This window comes from Sinimarinibacterium thermocellulolyticum (assembly GCF_040327995.1).
GTDB lineage: Bacteria > Pseudomonadota > Gammaproteobacteria > Nevskiales > Nevskiaceae > Solimonas > Solimonas thermocellulolyticum.
This window is the reverse complement of sequence record NZ_JBEPIJ010000019.1, coordinates 25,921-43,556: the sequence shown is the minus strand read 5'-3', so window position 1 is coordinate 43,556 and position 17,636 is coordinate 25,921. Positions and strand designations below refer to the sequence as shown.

At 65.5% G+C, this 17,636-nt stretch carries 11 protein-coding genes and 1 tRNA gene; 10 read left to right on the top strand and 2 right to left on the bottom strand.

The genetic code is table 11. The features are described 5' to 3' along the window. Nucleotides 1-398: 398 nt before the first annotated feature. Nucleotides 399-473, bottom strand: a tRNA-Val gene (locus ABSH63_RS13575). Between the two features lie 134 nt (nt 474-607). Here ABSH63_RS13575 and ABSH63_RS13570 point away from each other — a divergent pair. Together ABSH63_RS13570 and ABSH63_RS13565 are read left to right on the top strand one after the other, a co-directional pair. Continuing rightward, entirely contained in the window at nt 608-1,036 is a 429-nt protein-coding gene (locus ABSH63_RS13570) for a YMGG-like glycine zipper-containing protein (RefSeq protein WP_352890415.1), read from the top strand. Nucleotides 1,037-1,103: 67 nt separating this feature from the next. Next, a complete protein-coding gene (locus ABSH63_RS13565) occupies nt 1,104-1,310 on the top strand; it encodes a SlyX family protein (RefSeq protein ID WP_352890414.1) in 207 nt (68 codons plus the stop codon). 176 nt (nt 1,311-1,486) lie between these two features. Here the strand turns inward: ABSH63_RS13565 and ABSH63_RS13560 are convergent, their stop codons facing one another. Then, nucleotides 1,487-2,869, bottom strand: coding sequence for a hypothetical protein (locus ABSH63_RS13560; protein ID WP_352890413.1), 1,383 nt, complete (start codon nt 2,867-2,869; stop codon nt 1,487-1,489). Between the two features lie 358 nt (nt 2,870-3,227). Here ABSH63_RS13560 and ABSH63_RS13555 point away from each other — a divergent pair, with 358 nt between their 5' ends. The 8 genes from ABSH63_RS13555 to ABSH63_RS13520 all read left to right on the top strand — a co-directional run bounded on the left by ABSH63_RS13555 (nt 3,228) and on the right by ABSH63_RS13520 (nt 17,630). After that, nucleotides 3,228-5,681 carry an efflux RND transporter permease subunit gene (locus tag ABSH63_RS13555; protein ID WP_352890412.1) on the top strand — a complete coding sequence of 818 codons (2,454 nt, stop codon included), beginning with the start codon at nt 3,228-3,230 and terminating at the stop codon, nt 5,679-5,681. Nucleotides 5,682-5,828: 147 nt separating this feature from the next. Further along, a complete protein-coding gene (locus ABSH63_RS13550; RefSeq protein ID WP_352890411.1) occupies nt 5,829-7,223 on the top strand; it encodes a DUF1329 domain-containing protein in 1,395 nt (464 codons plus the stop codon). Nucleotides 7,224-7,307: 84 nt separating this feature from the next. Then, the gene (locus ABSH63_RS13545; protein WP_352890410.1) at nt 7,308-8,282 is read left to right on the top strand and encodes a WD40/YVTN/BNR-like repeat-containing protein; all 975 of its coding nucleotides are present in this window, start codon (nt 7,308-7,310) and stop codon (nt 8,280-8,282) included. A gap of 108 nt (nt 8,283-8,390) precedes the next feature. Then, nucleotides 8,391-10,478 (top strand): DUF1302 family protein, encoded by a 2,088-nt coding sequence (locus ABSH63_RS13540; protein ID WP_352890409.1) that lies wholly within the window; start codon nt 8,391-8,393, stop codon nt 10,476-10,478. Nucleotides 10,479-10,580: 102 nt separating this feature from the next. Continuing rightward, on the top strand, nt 10,581-11,957 hold the full coding sequence (locus tag ABSH63_RS13535; RefSeq protein ID WP_352890408.1) for a DUF1329 domain-containing protein: 1,377 nt from the start codon (nt 10,581-10,583) through the stop codon (nt 11,955-11,957). Nucleotides 11,958-12,114: 157 nt separating this feature from the next. After that, entirely contained in the window at nt 12,115-13,761 is a 1,647-nt protein-coding gene (locus ABSH63_RS13530) for a flavin-containing monooxygenase (protein WP_352890407.1), read from the top strand. A gap of 33 nt (nt 13,762-13,794) precedes the next feature. Beyond that, the gene (locus tag ABSH63_RS13525) at nt 13,795-15,945 is read left to right on the top strand and encodes a PQQ-dependent dehydrogenase, methanol/ethanol family (RefSeq protein WP_352890406.1); all 2,151 of its coding nucleotides are present in this window, start codon (nt 13,795-13,797) and stop codon (nt 15,943-15,945) included. Continuing rightward, a complete protein-coding gene (locus ABSH63_RS13520; protein WP_352890405.1) occupies nt 15,942-17,630 on the top strand; it encodes an AMP-binding protein in 1,689 nt (562 codons plus the stop codon). Before ABSH63_RS13525 ends, ABSH63_RS13520 begins: the two co-directional genes overlap by 4 nt. Nucleotides 17,631-17,636 lie beyond the last annotated feature (6 nt).

The following is a 17,636-nucleotide window of genomic DNA, read 5'->3' as shown; positions in this document are numbered from 1 at the left end:
CCCGGCGCACCTTCATCGCCGCCGCCGAGTCCGACAAGCACGGCGAGACCGCCGCCAACTGGATCAAATTCGTCAGCGCCGAAATCGAACGCAAACGCGCCATGGAGCAGATGCCGCAGCAGGGGGGAGCGGGGATCCAGAACCTGTGAAGAAATGCACGTTTGCGGGCATTTCTCCCGTCGCAAGCCCAGTCTATGCCCGGACTGATCGAACGTGAGTCGAGCACGTCTCGCAACCACGCTCGGCTGGATCGGCGTGCGGCCATTCTGGGTTGGCCGAGCGGCTGCGCACTTCCTCGACGCTCGGGCCACGGCGCGGGACCCGCGTCGCTGTCGCATCGGTCTATCGACTCGCGGACAAACGAAGAGCCAGGCACGGGCCTGGCTCTTCGACGTGTCTGGTGGACGGTACAGGGCTTGAACCTGTGACCCCCGCCGTGTGAAAGCGGTGCTCTACCGCTGAGCTAACCGTCCAAGGGGCGCAGATGATAGTGGTGGGACCCTGCCAGGTCAACGCGCGCTGGATGCGGCAGCGGTTGGCGCCGCGCGGAGTTCAGGACGGGTTCAGAGCGCAGCGGCCACCTTTGCGGCATCCGGTCCACACGGGAATGAATGCGATGAAAAAGGGTTTGCGGGTCTGCGCGGTGGCGCTCGGCTTGGGCTTGTCCGCCCCGGTGATGGCGGATGACAGGGTCATCGGCGCGGTGATCGGCGGCACGGCCGGCGGTGCCGTGGGTTATCAGCTCGGCGGCGAGGATGGCGCGGCGATCGGCGCGCTGGTCGGCGCCGTGGTCGGTGCCGAACTGGCGGACGATCACGGGCATCGACCGCATCGGCACCCTCGGCACTACGACGCTTACCCCTACCATCGCCATCTCGACTACGCGCCGCCGCCGCACGCGGCGGTCTGGGGTCATCGTCCGCCGGTGCGGGTCATCTACGTCGACCACGGGCGTTCTGGATACCACGCCGATCGGCGCCACCGGGACCATTGGCGCGATCATCGTCATCGTCACGGCCGGTATTGCGACCACTGAATCCGGTTGACACCGATGCAGGGAACGAGAGCGGGCCTTGGGGCCCGTTTTCGTTATGCTCGCGTGCATGGATGAACAGCGTCTCATCGACATCGAAACCAAGCTCGCCTTCCAAGAGGAGGCGCTGCGCCAGCTCAACGATACGCTGATCGACCAGCAGGCGCGCGTCGCCGATCTCGAGCGCTTGTGTCGAGAGCTGGCCGCGCGCATCGCGCGCATCAGCGAGGGCGCCGAGAAGGGGAGTGCGGCCGAGGAGATCCCGCCCCACTATTGAGACGGGCGCTGACGCCTGTGCTGCGCCGCGGCGTCGCCGATCGACGCGCTGGGGGCCGTCACCGGCGCTTTCGAAGACTGCTTCGTCGACGGGGCGGCGGGGGATCGGCTACCGTTGCGGGTTCGGCTAAAGCGTGCGCCGCAGCGCGATCACTTGCACGTGCCGTGACGGCCCGATCATCTGAACCGTGCGCCGGCGACGCGCGACGGCTCAATGTCCGGTGGCAGCAGCACGTGCGCTTCGACCAGGCGCGGATCGTCAAAGCGCAACTGCAACGGAGCCAGCGGCGCGTGATGCCCGAGTTGCCGCGCGGCTCCGCCATCGGCGTCACGCAAGTGACCGCGCGCATCGAAGACGCTCATCGTGCCGCCGCCGCGGGGCAGCGTCAGCAGGTCTTCGTACGCGGCCAGCGTGTATTCGCGCGGCGCGGCGGCGACCGACGACGGCGTCGTGCCGTCGGCCGAGACTGCGATGACACCTGCGGTATCGGCGTCGAGCTCGACGCGCACTGGCCCGAGTCCGACCACCTCGTCGGCGATGACGCCAGACTCGGCGATGGACGCGCTGCGCGCCTCGAGTGCCCGTGCCGGATGGATACGATATCCCCGTCCGTCGGCACCCAGGCTGTCGTAGAGCAGCGGCCGACCTTGCGGATCCAGTGTCACACGCAGAATCACGCCGTCGATCGCATCGTCGTGCCGTGCGAACCAGACGAAGTAGTGGAACTGCATCAGTACGGTGTCGCCGGCGCGTGCGAAGGCAGGCAGGAAATACACCGTCGGCGTCGACGGGTCGGCCGACAGGCGGTCACCGTCCCAGACCAGCGCCGCCGGTGCGTTGCGGCCTGCGGCGCCGGTGATCGCCCATGTGGGTGCGAACTCGGCGGCCAGGGCCCTCCAGCCGTCGACCGTCAGGCCGGTGCGCTGGAGCGGGTCGCGTGGCAAGCTGGCGAAGCGCTCGAGCAGCGCCGTGGCCTCGGCTTCGCGTGCGCTGCGAAAGACTTGTACGGTGGCGTCACCGCGCATCGGCGCCGGTGCCGGCGAGCCGTGGGTGTTCGCCGGCGCGGCCGCTTGTGCCGACTCGCGCACGGCGCGGATCAGTGCACGCAGGCGCTGTGGATCGCTGGCGTCCATGAAGGACAGCCAGACCGCGCACAGGCGCATGTCGAGCAGCAGTGTCGATCGCTCACTGGTGTCCAAGCCGAGATTGCGCAGTTCGATGTCGCGCGCAAAGGCATCGTTGTCGCGCAGCTGCAGCAGCCAGGCCTCCAGCACGCGCGGATCGTCGAGCTCTCGGTCGTACGAGGACATCAGCCGATCGGTGCGCAGGTAGGGAAAGCCGTTCACACGCAGATAGCTCGCATCGCCCGCACCCGCCTGGGCGACACGGCGGTCGACCTCCTCAAAGCGCGGTCCGCAGCTCGGCAGGAACTCGGCCACCGCCGCGCGCGGATCGTCGGCGACTTGCACCGGCTGCGCATACAGCGCGCCATGAGCGAACGTCAGCGCAAGGCCGAGGAGCACCGGGTATCGCCGGAGATGGCGGCCGAAGAACGTCATCCGAACTGCTTCCATAACAGGACCACGCTCCGAAATTCTCGTTGCGCCCAATTGCACGTCAACCTGCCCGAACGGGTGGTGACGCGTACCGCTTGGGCGGACACAGTACGAAGGCTCGCGCTGGGTCGCGATGGTCCATTACGGAAGATCGCACCCGCTGGATGATCCACGGCCAGGGTCCGACCGTCCGTAAAAGAGCGCTGGCGTGGGCGTGCTGCCGTGCGAGCAGTGTGCGTGAGAGGAGAGCGCGGATGCAGCAGGTGGGGCTGGGCAAACATCGCTCGTTGCCGGTGTCGAGCAGCATCGGTGCGCGCGGACGCATGAGCGTCGCCGGTGCAACGGGTACGGGATCACGCCCATGAACGCGACCCGATTTCGTATCGCCGCATGGGTGATGGCGCACCGCCACTGGGCAGCGCTGTTCTTCGTTCTCGTGACGCTAGGTTTCGCGGCGGGCATTCCGGGCGTCACCATCAAGACGATCTTCTCGGATCTGTTGCCCAAGGACGATCCCTTCGTCCAAGTGTTCAAGGATCACCCGAACTTCGGCAACCCGCTGACCGTGACGGTGATGATCAAGCGCACGGACGGCCAGGACATCTACAACGCCGAGACGCTGGGCAAGGTCTGGCAGTTCACGCGCGACATCGACCTGGTTCCCGGCATCAACCACGATTCGCTGATCTCGATCGCGACCGAGAAAGCTCGTTACGCCGAGGCCACTCCAGACGGTGTCGACATGCGACCGCTGATGGGCGACAGCGTGCCGGACACTGACGATGAGATCGCCGACTTCCGCCGCCGTGTCGAGCAGAGCCCGAACGTCCGCACTTTCTACGTCTCTGGCGACGAGACGGCGACACTGGTGACCGCGGCCTTTCTCGAGAATCTGCTCGAATACGACGTGGTGTTCGAGCATGTACAGCGTCTGGCGGAACAGTATCGTGACGAGCACCACGAGCTCTACGTCGTCGGCCAGCCGATCCTCACCGGCTGGGTGTACAAGCTGCAGCAGCAGACCTACGTCATCTTCGGCATCACCCTGCTGGCGCTGGTGATCGCGCTGGCGCTGTACATGCGCAACCTCGCCGGCACGCTGACGCCGATCATCTGCTCGGCGACCGCAGCGGTGTGGGGTTTCGGTCTGGTCGGCTGGATCAGCTCGCCGATCGAACCGCTGCTGATGATCGTGCCGTTGCTGCTGATCGCGCGCTCGTTCTCGCACTGCGTGCAGTTCACCGAACGCTTCTACGAGATCTACGCTCACCTCAGGGATAAACGCAAGTCCGCGGAAGTGACGATGGGCGTGATGATGGCGCCGTCCATCCTTGGCGTGATCACCGACGCGCTGGGGATTCTCTTCATCGCCGTGGCGCCGATCCCGGCGATGGAGCGCTTTGCGCTGTTCTGCGGCTTCTGGGCGTTTTGCATCATCCCCACCGGCGTGTTTCTGATCTCGATCCTGCTGTCGTACCTGCCAGCGCCGAAGAACGTCGAGGCGATCGTCGCAGAGAGGGGCGAGGTGGGTCTTCACGCGGTGCAGAAGCGCGTGCTCGAACGCATCGCCCGCCGCACCCACGGCGAGAAGGCCAAGCTGACGGCTGCTGTCGCCGCCGTGGTCGCCGTGGTCGCGATCGCGTTGAGTTTTCAGATCAAGATCGGCAATCCGGTCGAGGGCTCCAACCTGTTGTGGGAGGATTCCGATTTCAATACCGCGATCCGCGCCGTCAACGACCATTTCCCCGGTGTCAACACGCTGGAAATCATCCTCGAAGCCAAGAATCGGGACATCAACAACCGCGTCGCGCGCACGCCCGAAGTGGTCGAGGTGTCACTCGCAATCCAGGCGATGGTCGAGGCCGACGAGACCATGCCGCCACGCGCGACGCTGTCGTTTACCGACTACATGATGGAGGGCAATCGCCTGTTTTCCGGGGGCAATCCGAAGTGGCTGCCGCTGGATCCGACCGACAGCGCGGTGCGCGCGGCAGGCAATGCCGTGGTGTTCGGTACCAACCCGGTGAACTTCTCGCACATTACCGATTTCGAGTTCCAGAACTCGACGATCTCGCTCTGGTACAAGGACAACAAGCAGGAAACCGTGGACGCGGCCTTGGCCAGCGCCAAGCGTGCGGTCGACGCCGTCGGTATCGAGCACGAGAACTTCCGCGTGCGACTAGCGTCGGGAACGATTGCCCTGCAGCAAGCGATGAACGTGGTGGTGTCGCGCTATCACTGGTTGATTCTGGGTCTGCTGAACACGGCGATCTTCATCGTCGCCGCCTACGCCTACCGTTCGGTGATCGCCGCGTTCATCGTGCTGATTCCGGTGAATCTGTCCAACTTTCTGCTCACCGCGACGATGCACGTGATGGGCATTGGCCTCGACATCAACTCGGTCATGGTCGCGGTGCTCGGCGTAGGCGTGGGTATCGACTACGGCATCTACTTACTGTCGCGCATCTGCGAGGAATTCACGGCACAGGATCATGACTGGGGCAAGGCGATCACCGCGGCGCTGACGACGACCGGCAAGGCGATCATGTTCACGGCGACGATCATGCTGATCGGCATCCTGCCCTGGTACTTCCTGTCCGATCTCAAGTTCATGGCCGACATGGGGCTGCTGCTGGTTGCGATCATGCTGATCAACATGGTGCTCGCACTGGTGGTGCTGCCTTTGTTGGTGTGGCTGATCAAGCCGAAATTTGCGGCGCGTGAGGATTTGATGGTGGGGGAATCAGTCGACTTGACCAAGTTCATGGATGCGGAACCGGCGTCAACGATGCGTACGGCGCCGGTGGCGGGATGATGTGTGCATGGATGGCGAATCCGCGCGCTGGGTTACGGCGTATCAGCCTCATCTGCCGCGGCGCGCTGGAGTTCAGCACGACGAGGTAGGCCGGAACGCGCCCCCGGCTTCCAGCGGGCGGTACAGGTGGTAATGAGGAGACACGAGATGCATATCAGGAAATACGACTTCGACTATGGACGTCGCCAACTCATGAAGAACGTGGCGATCGGTGCAGGCGCTGGCGTGCTGATGCCGCTGTCCAAACTGTTCGCCGCGGAAAAGAGCATCGCCAAGGCTTATCCCGACGAGCTGATGTCGATCGAGATGTACACCAAGGGCAAGATCAAGACCGGCGATTACATCACCGCGCAGAACGTGGACATCGTCAAGGATCTGCTCGATCCCATCGTCTACGACCAGATCAAGACGATGAACCGCAGGATCAAGATCCGTGCGACGGAGACCGATCTGGCCAAGATGTTTCCCTACGAGTCTTACCAGGCCACGCTGCGCAACCAGAGAGAAGGGATTCACGCGAAGTTCGACGCCGACGGCAACGTCGTCACCAGCGACGGGCGCAACTGGGTCGGGGGTCTGCCGTTCCCGGACCCCAAGACCGGTGACGAGGTGCAGGCCAACATGGCGATGGCCTGGGGCCGCGGTGACTACAACCAGTACGCGGTCAACGACACCGTGTTCAATCCCGATGGCTCGAAAGGCTACAGCTACGACTTGGTGTGGGCCGAGCTGCAGGTGCAGGGTCGCTCCGACGGCAAGGTGTTCCGCGACATGAAGGACCTGCTGCGCCTACAAACGGTGCTGTTCACGTCGACCCAGGATGTCGCCGGCAGCTCCTTCCTGAGCGTCTGGTACTACGATCAGCGCAAGTTCCCCGACCTCTACGGCTACCTGCCGCAGTTCCGCCGCGTGCGTCAGTTCCCGACCAACCAGCGCTTCGAGCCGCTGATTCCGGGCGTGACCTGGTTCCTGTCCGATGCCTGGGCAGCCGGCGATCCGATGCGCACCTGGGGCGAGTTCAAGATCCTCGAGCGCAAGCCGATGCTCGGCGCGTTCAACTCGAACTGGGGGGGCGCCGACTCCGACAACTGGGTGCACAAGGTGCACGGCGGGCCCAAGGGCGAGACCTTCTTCGACGTCGAGTACGAGCTTGCGCCGGAGGTCGTGGTGCTCGAATCCAAGCCGGTGGGCTACCCGCGCTCGCCGGTGGGTCGCCGCCTGGCCTATGTCGACGTGCGCAACAGCATCTTCTGCGGCTGCATCCGCTTCGACCGTCAGGACAAGCCCTGGGTCAACTTCGAAGCCGGTTTCGGCCAGTACAAGGCCGGTGACAAGGAGGTCAAGGGACCAGATGGCAAACACACCGCCTGGTCCTGGACCTACGTCATGTCCTTCGATGCGCAGACGCGGCGCATGAGCCGTATCGCGCACCAGAAGGAATGCGCAGGCGGTTGGCAGAGCATCTTCAAGCAGGGCGAAGACGAGAACATGTACAGCCGCTTCTTCACGCAGCAGGCGTTGCAGCGTCTGGGTCAGGTGTGAGCCTCGAGCGGGGGCGCGTGCGCGCCCCCGCGCCTTCACGGGAACCTTTCAGCCGGGACAAGGGGTATGCACGCAAGAGGATTGATGACGGCAGCGCTTGCGATCGCATTCGTTTGCTCGGGCACGAGTTTGGCCGCGCCGACACCCGTCGTGGTGGCCAGCGGTATCCCGCACGAAGCGCTGTTTGCGGTCGACTTCGACGGTGCGACCGGTTACGCGGTCGGCGCAGGCGGCGAGATACTAGCGTCTACGGACGGCGGTGCGAGCTGGATGCGTGAGGAAACGCCGACGCGGCTGGCGATGCTCGGCGTGTCGGTGCGCGGCGAGCGCGCGCTCGCGGTCGGGCAGATGGGCGCGGTGCTGGTGCGCGGTGCCGACGGTCAGTGGACCGAGGTGCAGAGCGGCACCGAGGAGCGTCTGTTCGGGGTCGACGTCAACGCGCAGGGCATCGCGCTCGCGGTCGGCGCATTCGGCGCGCTGCTGCGCTCGACCGACGGCGGCCTGACCTGGGCCCCGAGTGCGCCGCAATGGGCGGGCACCTTCAAGGACACGGCGGGCCGGCTCGGCGATTTCTTCGAGCCGAGCCTGTACGGCGTGCAGATCGCCGACGACGGCCGCGCCTGGGTGGTCGGCGAACTGGGCTTGGTGCTGCGCAGCGAGGACGGCGGCCAGACCTGGTCGGTCGGCCATGCCGGCGAGAGTGCGGTGGACGGCGTCGACCCGACGCTGTTCGGGCTGAGCGTGCGTGCCGACGGGGTCGGCTTCGCGGTCGGGCAGGAGGGCTACGTCCTCAGGACCGACGACGACGGCGTGAGCTGGAGCGCGATCGAGCGACCGACGCATGCCAACCTGCTCGACGTGACCGCCAGCGCCGACGGCACGGTGCTGGCGACCGGCATGCGCGACATGCTGCTGAGCCGCGATCACGGCCGCAGCTGGACCCGCGTGCAGGGCGCCGACATCGCCACCGGCTGGTACAGCGGCGCGGCGCAGCCCGGCGGCGATGCGGCACCGCTGGTGGTCGGCAATGCGGCCAGGATTCTGAGGGTGGAGAACTAGGCGCCCGGTTGTGGCGCACATGTCGACAAGATTCCGGCGGACCACGACCGGGGCGTCAAGCGAACTTCGATCACGGTGTGTCTCTTTGGAGAGAGAGGACATAAGACAATGAACGACATTCACGCCCAGCGACACTGGCTCAAAGCCGGTTGCCTCGTGGCCGGTATCGGCCTGAGCGTCCCGGCCTCGGCCGACTGGCTCGACGACATCGATGTCAGCTTCGGCGGTTTCGTCCGTGCGGAGATGGCGGCGCGCACCACGGCGCTCGAGAATCCGAACAACCAGGGCGGCAACTACTTCAACGACCAGACCAACAGCCGCACCGCCTTCGTGCCGCCGGCGCTGCTGCCGGTGCTGGGCGGCTCGGACGGCCTGTTGCAGGTGCTGCTGCCCGGCACCGAACTCGGCGAGTGGGGTTCGATCGCGATTCCCGGCTTCAGCGACTCGATCCGCCGCGGCGACGAGATCGTCTCGGTCGACAACGATTTCAACTACACCGTGCTGCGCGCCGAGGGTGAGGTCGGCATCCGCTTCTCGCCGGCGTTGCGTCTCGTCGCTCGCGCGCGCGCGATCTACGACCCGACGTTCTATGACGAGTGGGATGCCCGCAGCGTCGAGCAGTTCAACAACGGCATCGAGAGTGGTGAGGACTTCGATGCGCGGCTGTACGCCGGTGCGCCGAACTACTTCGACTACATCGTTGCCGGCGGCGGCAAGCCCAATCCGCTGGAGTGGACCGGTCGTGACTACCAGGTTTACTTCCCGGCGCTGGTGCTCGAGTACAACACCGGCGACTTGAACGTCCGCATCGGCAACCAGCAGATCGCCTGGGGGCAGTCGATCTTCTTCCGCGTCTTCGACCTGCCCAACGGCCTCGACCTGCGTCGCCACTCGATCCTCGATCGCGCGCTCGAAGAGTTCTCGGACAAGCGCGTGCCGATGCTGTCCGCCCGCATCAGCTGGCAGATGACGGACAACATCCTGCTCGACAGCTATGCCGGCAAGTTCCAGCCGACCGTGCTGGGCAACCCGAACACGCCGTACAACATCATCCCGGTGCAGTTCACCGTGCAGGACCGCTACGAGCAGGGCGGCTACGACGACGAACTCGTCTACGGCCTGCGCCTGAAGGCGGACTACGGCCAGTGGGGCTGGCAGGCGGCGGCGTCCCGACGCTACGGTCCGGAGGGCGTGTTCCGCTGGACCAAGAGCGGCGTCAACAAGCAGCTGACCGGCCCGCTCGGCAGCCTGGTCAACGTGCTGTACGCCGCGAAGCTGCCGACGACCAATCCGCTGTGCGCGAACTACAACGCCACCACCTGCCGGCGTTACGCCGATTCCGGCGAGGCGCTGGCCAACACGCCGTTCGAAGCCTCGCCGGGCGGCGTGTATTCGGCGGACGAGTGGTTCCGCTATGCCGCCGAGGTGCGCCTCGACGCGATCACCGGCCTCAACGCGAGCATCACCGACTTCGACGGTTCACCGGATGTCTACGCCACGCCGGTCGAGAACGCGCAGCAGGCCTTCGCGCAGCTCAATACCTTCTTCATCGCCGCCAACGACAGCCTGCGCGGGCACATCGAGCGCGAGTACTTCCAGGAGAACGTGTTCGCACTCGGCCTGAGTTACGTCAACGAGTCGGACAACGACTTCCTCAACCAGCTGATCTTCAACCTCGAAGCGCAGTACACGCCCGAGCGGACGTTCACCAACATCACGCTCGGCCAGGAATACATCCGGCAGGACGAGTACACGGTCTCGCTGGTGATCGACAAGTGGCATCGCTTCTTCCCCGAGTTCCCGGGCACCTACATCGTGTTCCAGGCGCTGACCAAGAACCGCAGCGATCTCGTCGGACGACACCTGTCGGGCTACGGCGGCAAGCCGTTCGACGAACTCGAACCGACTGCGACGCGTGCCACCACCGGCAAGAGCGACAACGCCACCTACGTCGTGTTCGGCTTCCTGCAGCCGTTTCCGAACAAGATCTGGGAGATCGAGTTCGCGACGCTGTTCGATCCGGAGGGCGGCATCTTTGCGCAGCCGGGCGTACGCTGGAACCCGGGCTCGGGCGTGACCGTCGAGGGCTTCTACAACTACATCGACGGCGGTCTGTGGGGCAACCCGAACGACAATCTGCTGTCGACCCTCGACTTCGCCGAGGAATTCACGCTGAGGCTGACCTATCAATTCTGATCTGTCTCTCCCCGCCGCTCGCGTTTCCCCAGGAGCGGCCTCCTTCGGCCGGTGGCAGCACGCCACCGGCCTGCCTTTTTGCTGCGCAGCGCAGGTGCCGCGATGACGCCGCTGCGCTGGTCGTCGCGTCTGAGCCGTCGCGCGCTGCTGCGGCACGGTGCGCGCTTCGCCGGTGCCGGCCTGCTGGCGCCCCTGTGGCCGACGATCGCGGCGACCGGCGGGATCGGCAAGGCCTATCCCGACGAACTGCTGTCGGTCGAGGCGTACACCAAGGGCCGCATCAAGACCGGCGATTTCATCACCGCGGCCAACGTCGAGCACGTCAAGGATCTGCTCGAACCGGCCAAGTACCACCATGTCGCGAAGATGGGCCGGCGCCTGAAGGTCGTGCCGACGACCACCGACTGGATGAAGCTCGGCCCCTGGGAATACCTCGAAGCCACGCTCCGGCACCAGGGCCAGGCCCGCTTCGACGACACCGGCAATGTCGTCACCGCCGACGGCCAGCCGTGGATCGGCGGTCATCCGTTCCCCGGCAGCGACAACGCCCTCGAACTGTTCGCCGGCCTGACCCTGTCGTGGGGCCGCCACGACGCCAACCTGTTCGCGATGCGCGAGGCCAACGTCGCCGACGGCGGCAACGTCGACTACCGCTACGACCTGGTCTGGGCCGAGCTCTCGCCGGTCGGCCGGCTGGTGCTCGACCCCAAGCCCTACTGGAACAAGCACGCCGACAAGCTGCGCTTCAACACCGTGGTCTACACCGCGCCGGAATCCGAGCGCGGCGCAAGCTATCTGAACATTTGGCCTTACGACCAACATCAGTTCCCGGAGCTCTACGGCTATGTGCCGCACTTTCGCCGCGTGCGTCAGTTCCCGACCAATCAGCGCTTCGAGCCGTTGGTCGCCGGCTCCGCGCTATACCTGTCCGACGCCTGGGCTGCCGGTGATCCGCTGCATACCTGGGGCAACTACAGGGTCGTCGGTCGTCAGCCGCTGCTCGCCGGCGTGTCGAGCGGCTGGAATCCGGATCATCCGAACTGGGAACACGCGGTGCACGGCGGGCCGAAGAACCAAAGCTTCTTCGACAGCGTCGTCGAGATGGTGCCGGAGACGATCATCTGCGAGGCCGAGCCCACGGGCTTTGCACGCGCGCCGGTGAGCAAGAAGCGTGTTTGGTTCGATGTACGCAACGGGATGCCGGTGGCGATGGTGACGTATGACCGTCAGGGTTTGCCGTTTCGCTCCTTCGACGGCTGTTACAGCCTCTACGAGAAGAACGCTCAGCGCTTCATGAATGGCGCGCACCCCTACTGGTCGTGGACTTATGTGCATGCCTATGAATTCCAGACCGGGCGCATCACGCGGCTCGAACAAGTAAGAGAACTGCCGGGGGGGCACCGAACCTCCGTCAACGACGGATCCATCTACGAGAAATACCTGACCCACGTCGCGTTGCAGCGGCTGGGGCGGGTTTGATTTCCACGCGTGTCCTTGCGCCGTTGCGTCAGCTACCCGATCGAGTGGCGATCGCCGAATGGCGGCGTGGCATGTTGCCTGAGAACAGGCGCATTCGCAGACGGCGATCCGCCGCCGTCATTCGGATTCGGATGCGCCGTGTGCGAAGGAGACGGTCGTGACTGAACGCGAGCAAGTGCAGGCCGCCGGACGCGCTACCGGCGTAAGAAGCACGGATTACGACGCCCTGGTCATCGGCGCGGGGCTGTCCGGTTTGTATCAGGTGTATCGGCTGCGCGAGGCCGGCTTGTCGGTCCTGGCGCTCGAGGCGGGCGCGGACATCGGCGGGACTTGGTTCTGGAACCGCTACCCCGGCGCCCGCGTGGATTCGCCCTGCTACGTCTACCAGTATTGGTTCTCACGCGAACTGCACGAGCAATGGTCCTGGAGCGAGCGCTTTCCCGACCAGGCCGAACTCGAACGCTACATTCACTTCATCGCCGATCGCTGTGGCTTACGCCCCCATGTACGTCTGAAAACGCGCGTGACGGCCGCTCACTATGACGAACGCCTGGCGCGCTGGCACGTGACCACAGAAGGTGGCGAGACGCTCACCGCACGCTTCTTGATCAGTTGTGCCGGCATGCTGTCGGCGCCGATCGAAAACCTGTTCCCCGGACAAGATCGCTTCCGCGGGCAGATCTTTCACACCGCGCGCTGGCCGCGAGAGCCCGTCGAGCTGCGCGGCAAGCGGGTGGGCGTCATCGGCAACGGTGCGAGCGGCATCCAGGTGATCCAGACCATCGCACCGGAAGTGGCGCAGCTCAAAGTGTTTCAGCGCACGCCGCAGTACACCATCCGCATCAACAACCCACGTTTCACGGACGCCGACCGCGCCGCCTGGCGCGCGCGTTACGACGCCTTGCGCGAGCGTGTCAACCGCACGTTCGCGGGTTTTGATTTCGACTTCGAGCGTGGCGGTTATCACGACACGCCGGCCGATCAGCGACGCGCGGTGCTCGAGGAGCTATGGCAGGACGGCTCGCTTGCCTTCTGGGTCGGCGGATATCCGGAAGTGTTGCTCGATCCGAGCGTCAGTGCGGACTTCACCGAGTTCGTGCGCGCCAAGATGCGCGCCCGGATCCGCAAGCCGGAAGTTGCGGCCCGGCTGATCCCGACGCGCTATGGGTTTGGCACTCGGCGTGTGCCGCTGGAGAGCCACTATCTGGAAACCTTCGATCTGGATCACGTGGAGCTGGTGGACGTCGCCGAAGCGCCGATCCAAGGTATCAGCGAACGGGGTGTGGTAACCCGCGCCGGCGAACATCCGCTGGACGTGCTGATCCTGGCGACCGGCTTCGACGCCTCGACGGGCGCTCTCACGCGTATCGACATCCGCGGCCGCGGCGGCCTCGCGCTCGCGGACAAATGGCAGCGGGACATCCGCACTGCGATGGGTCTGCAGGTCCACGGGTTCCCGAATTTGTTCATGATCGGCGCACCGCTCGCGCCTTCGGCGGCATTCTGCAACATGACGACTTGCTTGCAGCAGCAGGTCGATTGGATCACCGACACGATCCTGCATGTTCTCGGTGACGGGCGGCGCAGCATCGAAGCGACGGCCGAGAAAGAAGCGAGCTGGCTCGCGCATCACGAAGAGCTGGCCAACGCGACGCTCGTGGTCAAGACCGACTCTTGGTACACGGGCAGCAATGTTGCAGGCAAGCAACGCCGACTGCTCACCTACGTCGGTGGTGCGCACACCTACCGGCAGCTGTGTGACGAGGAACGCGCGCAGGGTTATCCAGGTTTTACGATCATGTGATTCGACTTGACATCGACCAGGAGGAGACGTGGCATGAATCCGCGATGCAAGCTGCCGATGCTGCTCGCCGCCCTCGGCGTGATCGCCGGACTCATCGGCTGCGGTTCGCAAAAGGCTCCGCAGGCGACGCCGTCGCCGACGCCAGCGGGCGTCGACGACCATCGAATCCGCGCCAACCAGGCCAGCGGCAAGGAGTGGCTGTCGTACAACTTCGATTACGACGAGACACGCTACAGCCCGCTTCGTCAGATCGATACCGGCAATGTCGGGCGGCTGGGGCTGGCGTGGAGCTACGACCTGGGCTCGGAGCGCGGCGTCGAGGCGACGCCGATCGTCGCCGACGGGGTGATGTACGTCACCGGTCCGTGGAGCGTGGTTCACGCGATCGACGCGCGCACCGGCGCGCGACTCTGGGTCTACGATCCCAAGGTGCCGCCCGAGTTCGGCGCCTGGGCCTGCTGCGACGTCGTCAACCGGGGCGTCGCGGTGTACAAGGGCAAGGTCTTCGTCGGCACGCTGCACGGCTATCTGGTTGCGCTCGAGGCGGCGAGCGGCAAAGAGCTGTGGCGGGTCGACACCAACATCGACCGTACGCGCTACAAGCACACGATCACCGGTGCACCGCGCGTCTTCCGCGACAAGGTGGTGATCGGCCACGGCGGCGCCGAGCTGGCCGCGGTCGGTTACGTCTCCGCCTACCACGTCGATGATGGGCGCATGTTGTGGCGCTGGTTCTCGGTCCCGCAACGCGTCGAGCCGCCCTTTTACGATCCTTCGCAGGAGCGCGCCGCGGCCACCTGGGACCCCAAGGGCGCATGGCGCGAGGTGGGCGGCGGCGGCACCATCTGGGACGCCATGGTCTACGACCACGAGCTGAATCGGCTCTATGTGGGCACTGGCAACGGCAACCCATGGAACCGCGAGGTGCGCAGCCCTTCGGGCGGAGACAATCTCTATCTGTCCTCGGTGGTCGCGCTCGACGCCGACACCGGACGGTACCTGTGGCACTTCCAGGAGGTCCCGGGCGATACCTGGGACTACACCGCCACGCAACACCTGATCCTGGCCGAACTCAAACTGGCGTCGGGTAAGCGCAAGGTCCTACTGCACGCGCCCAAGAACGGGTTCTTCTATGTCATCGACCGTCAGGACGGCAAGCTGATCTCGGCCAAGCCCTACGTGGAGGTCAACTGGGCCACGGGTTACGACGAGAGCGGCCGACCGATCGAAGTCGAGGATGCGCGGGCAAGACAAAAGCCCTGGGAGACGCGGCCCAGCGCCTACGGCGCTCACAACTGGCATCCGATGTCGTTCAACCCGAACACCGGGCTGGTCTACATCCCCGCGCAGGGCGTGCCGCTGGCGATCGAGCACGATCCGCAGTGGCGCGCCCGCACCCATTTGCCCGGGCGGCCGATGAGCAATCTCGACTGGAATCTCGGCTACGTGCTCAACACCATCCCGCCGCAGGCCAAGCCGTTCGGCCACCTGCTGGCCTGGGATCCGGTGGCGCAAAAGGAAGTCTGGCGACAGGAATATCTGTCGCCCTGGAACGGCGGCACCATGACCACGGCTGGCGGTCTCGTCTTCCAGGGAACCGCAGACGGACGCTTCATCGCCTACGATGCCAAGACCGGCGCGTCGCTGTGGCAGGTGGAGGTGGGGTCTGGCGTGATCGCCGGGCCGGCGACCTATGAGATCGACGGCACGCAATACGTCACGGTGGCGGTCGGCTGGGGCGGCGTTTATGGACTCGCGGCGCGTGCCACGGAGCGTCTGAGTCAAGGGCGGGTGTACACCTTCAAGCTCGACGGCAAGGCGCCGCTGCCGCCGGTGCGCGAGTACGCCCAGCTGCGCCGCACGACGCTCGCGAGCGGCCTGCCGTATCGAGCCGAGGACGTCGGCCCCGGCGCCCAGCTCTACGTCTCGAACTGCCTGTTCTGCCACGGTGTGCCGGCGCTCGATCGTGGCGGCAACCTGCCCAATCTCGCCTACAGCGATCCGCAGATCCTCAGCGAGCTGCCCAAGCTGGTGCGCGGCGGCGCATGGCGTGCGCGCGGGATGCCGGACTTCGCCGAGCGGCTGAGTGACGCCGACGTTGAACGCATCGCCGCCTTCATCCTCAACATGGCCGATATCGTGGCGCAGACCCAGGCCGAGAACGCGGCGGACCAAGAGCCATGAACGCTGCGTCCAGCTACGTTAGTGGTTGCAGCGACGCGCCGCTTCTGGGTTGCACCATCGGCCAGTTGTTCGACGAGGTCGCGACGCGGTACGCCGACAACGAGGCGCTGGTGTCGGTGCACGAGCACAAGCGCTACACCTATGCCGAGCTGCGCGGCGAGGTCGATCGCTTGTCGCGCGCGCTGCTCGCGTTCGGCATCGACAAGGGCGAGCGCGTCGGGATCTGGTCCACCAATCGCGCGGCGTGGTGCATCACTCAGTTGGCGACGGCGAAGATCGGCGCCATTCTCGTCAACATCAACCCGGCGTATCGTTTGCGCGAACTCGAGTACGCGCTCGCACAGTCCGGGACCGCGCTGCTGATCACCGAGGCGCGGCACAAAACCTCGGATTACGTCGGCATGTTGCGCGAGTTGCTGCCGGAGCTCGGCCAACCGCCGGCGAAGACCCGCCTCGCCAAGGAGCGCCTGCCCGAGCTGCGTGCAGTCGCCTGCCTCGATGATGCCGAGGCTGCGCCGGGAATGATCCGATGGTCGGACTTGCTCGCGATGGCCTCGCAGGCGAGGCAAGACGCCCTCACGGTGCGCGCGCAGACGCTGGACTTCGACGATGCCATCAACATCCAGTACACGTCCGGCACGACCGGTGCGCCCAAGGGCGCGACGCTGACGCATCACAACCTCGTCAACAACGCCTACTTCACTGCCCGGCGCATGGGATTCTCCGCCGCGGATCGGCTGGTGATCCCAGTGCCGCTTTATCACTGTTTCGGCATGGTGCTCGGCAATCTCGCCTGCATCAGTCACGGTGCGACGATGATCTACCCGGCGCCGACATTCGATCCGCATGCAACGCTCGCTGCAGTCGATGCCGAGCGTGCGACCGCGCTGTACGGGGTGCCGACCATGTTCATCGCCGAGCTCGAACACCCTGAGTTCGGCCGCTTCGACCTTTCGCATCTGCGCACCGGCATCATGGGCGGATCGGTCTGCCCGCGTCCGGTGATGGAACAGGTGATCGCGCGCATGGGCATGCGCGACATCACCATCTGTTACGGCCAGACCGAGACCAGCCCGGTGAGCTTCCAGACACTCCCCGACGCGCCGCTCGACAAGCGCGTCTCGACGGTGGGGACGATCCATCCCCACGTCGAGGTCAAGATCGCCGACCCCAACACCGGCCGGCCGGTGCCGCGTGGACAGCCGGGCGAGCTGTGCGCGCGCGGTTACAACGTGATGGCGGGATACTGGCGCAACGATGACGCCACGCGCCAGGCGATCCGCAGCGGCTGGATGCACAGCGGCGACCTCGCCACCATGGACGAGCACGGCTACGTCACCATCATCGGGCGGCTCAAGGACATGGTCATCCGCGGCGGCGAAAACATCTACCCGCGCGAGATCGAGGAGTTTCTGTATACGCATCCGGCGATCTCGGACGTACAAGTCGTCGGCGTACCCGACCCGCGTCTCGGCGAGGAACTGTTCGCATGGATCAAGCGCGCCCCCGGGGCGGCGCTCGACGAGGCCGGGGTACGCGCCTACTGCGAGGGCAAGATCGCGCGCTACAAGATTCCGCGTTACATCCGTTTCATCGACGAGTTCCCGCTCACCGTCACCGGCAAGGTGCAAAAGTTCCGGCTGCGTGAAATGGCCGTGGCCGAACTCGGTGTCACCACCTCCTGAGGAGAA

Bases quoted from the DNA above. Each gene is read 5' to 3' on its own strand.
- ABSH63_RS13535 (WP_352890408.1), top strand. From the start codon at position 10,581: ATGACGCCGCTGCGCTGGTCGTCGCGTCTGAGCCGTCGCGCGCTGCTG.
- ABSH63_RS13520 (WP_352890405.1), top strand. From the start codon at position 15,942: ATGAACGCTGCGTCCAGCTACGTTAGTGGTTGCAGCGACGCGCCGCTT.
- ABSH63_RS13565 (WP_352890414.1), top strand. From the start codon at position 1,104: ATGGATGAACAGCGTCTCATCGACATCGAAACCAAGCTCGCCTTCCAA.
- ABSH63_RS13550 (WP_352890411.1), top strand. From the start codon at position 5,829: ATGCATATCAGGAAATACGACTTCGACTATGGACGTCGCCAACTCATG.
- ABSH63_RS13560 (WP_352890413.1), bottom strand. From the start codon at position 2,869: ATGACGTTCTTCGGCCGCCATCTCCGGCGATACCCGGTGCTCCTCGGC.
- ABSH63_RS13555 (WP_352890412.1), top strand. From the start codon at position 3,228: ATGAACGCGACCCGATTTCGTATCGCCGCATGGGTGATGGCGCACCGC.
- ABSH63_RS13525 (WP_352890406.1), top strand. From the start codon at position 13,795: ATGAATCCGCGATGCAAGCTGCCGATGCTGCTCGCCGCCCTCGGCGTG.
- ABSH63_RS13570 (WP_352890415.1), top strand. From the start codon at position 608: ATGAATGCGATGAAAAAGGGTTTGCGGGTCTGCGCGGTGGCGCTCGGC.
- ABSH63_RS13545 (WP_352890410.1), top strand. From the start codon at position 7,308: ATGACGGCAGCGCTTGCGATCGCATTCGTTTGCTCGGGCACGAGTTTG.
- ABSH63_RS13540 (WP_352890409.1), top strand. From the start codon at position 8,391: ATGAACGACATTCACGCCCAGCGACACTGGCTCAAAGCCGGTTGCCTC.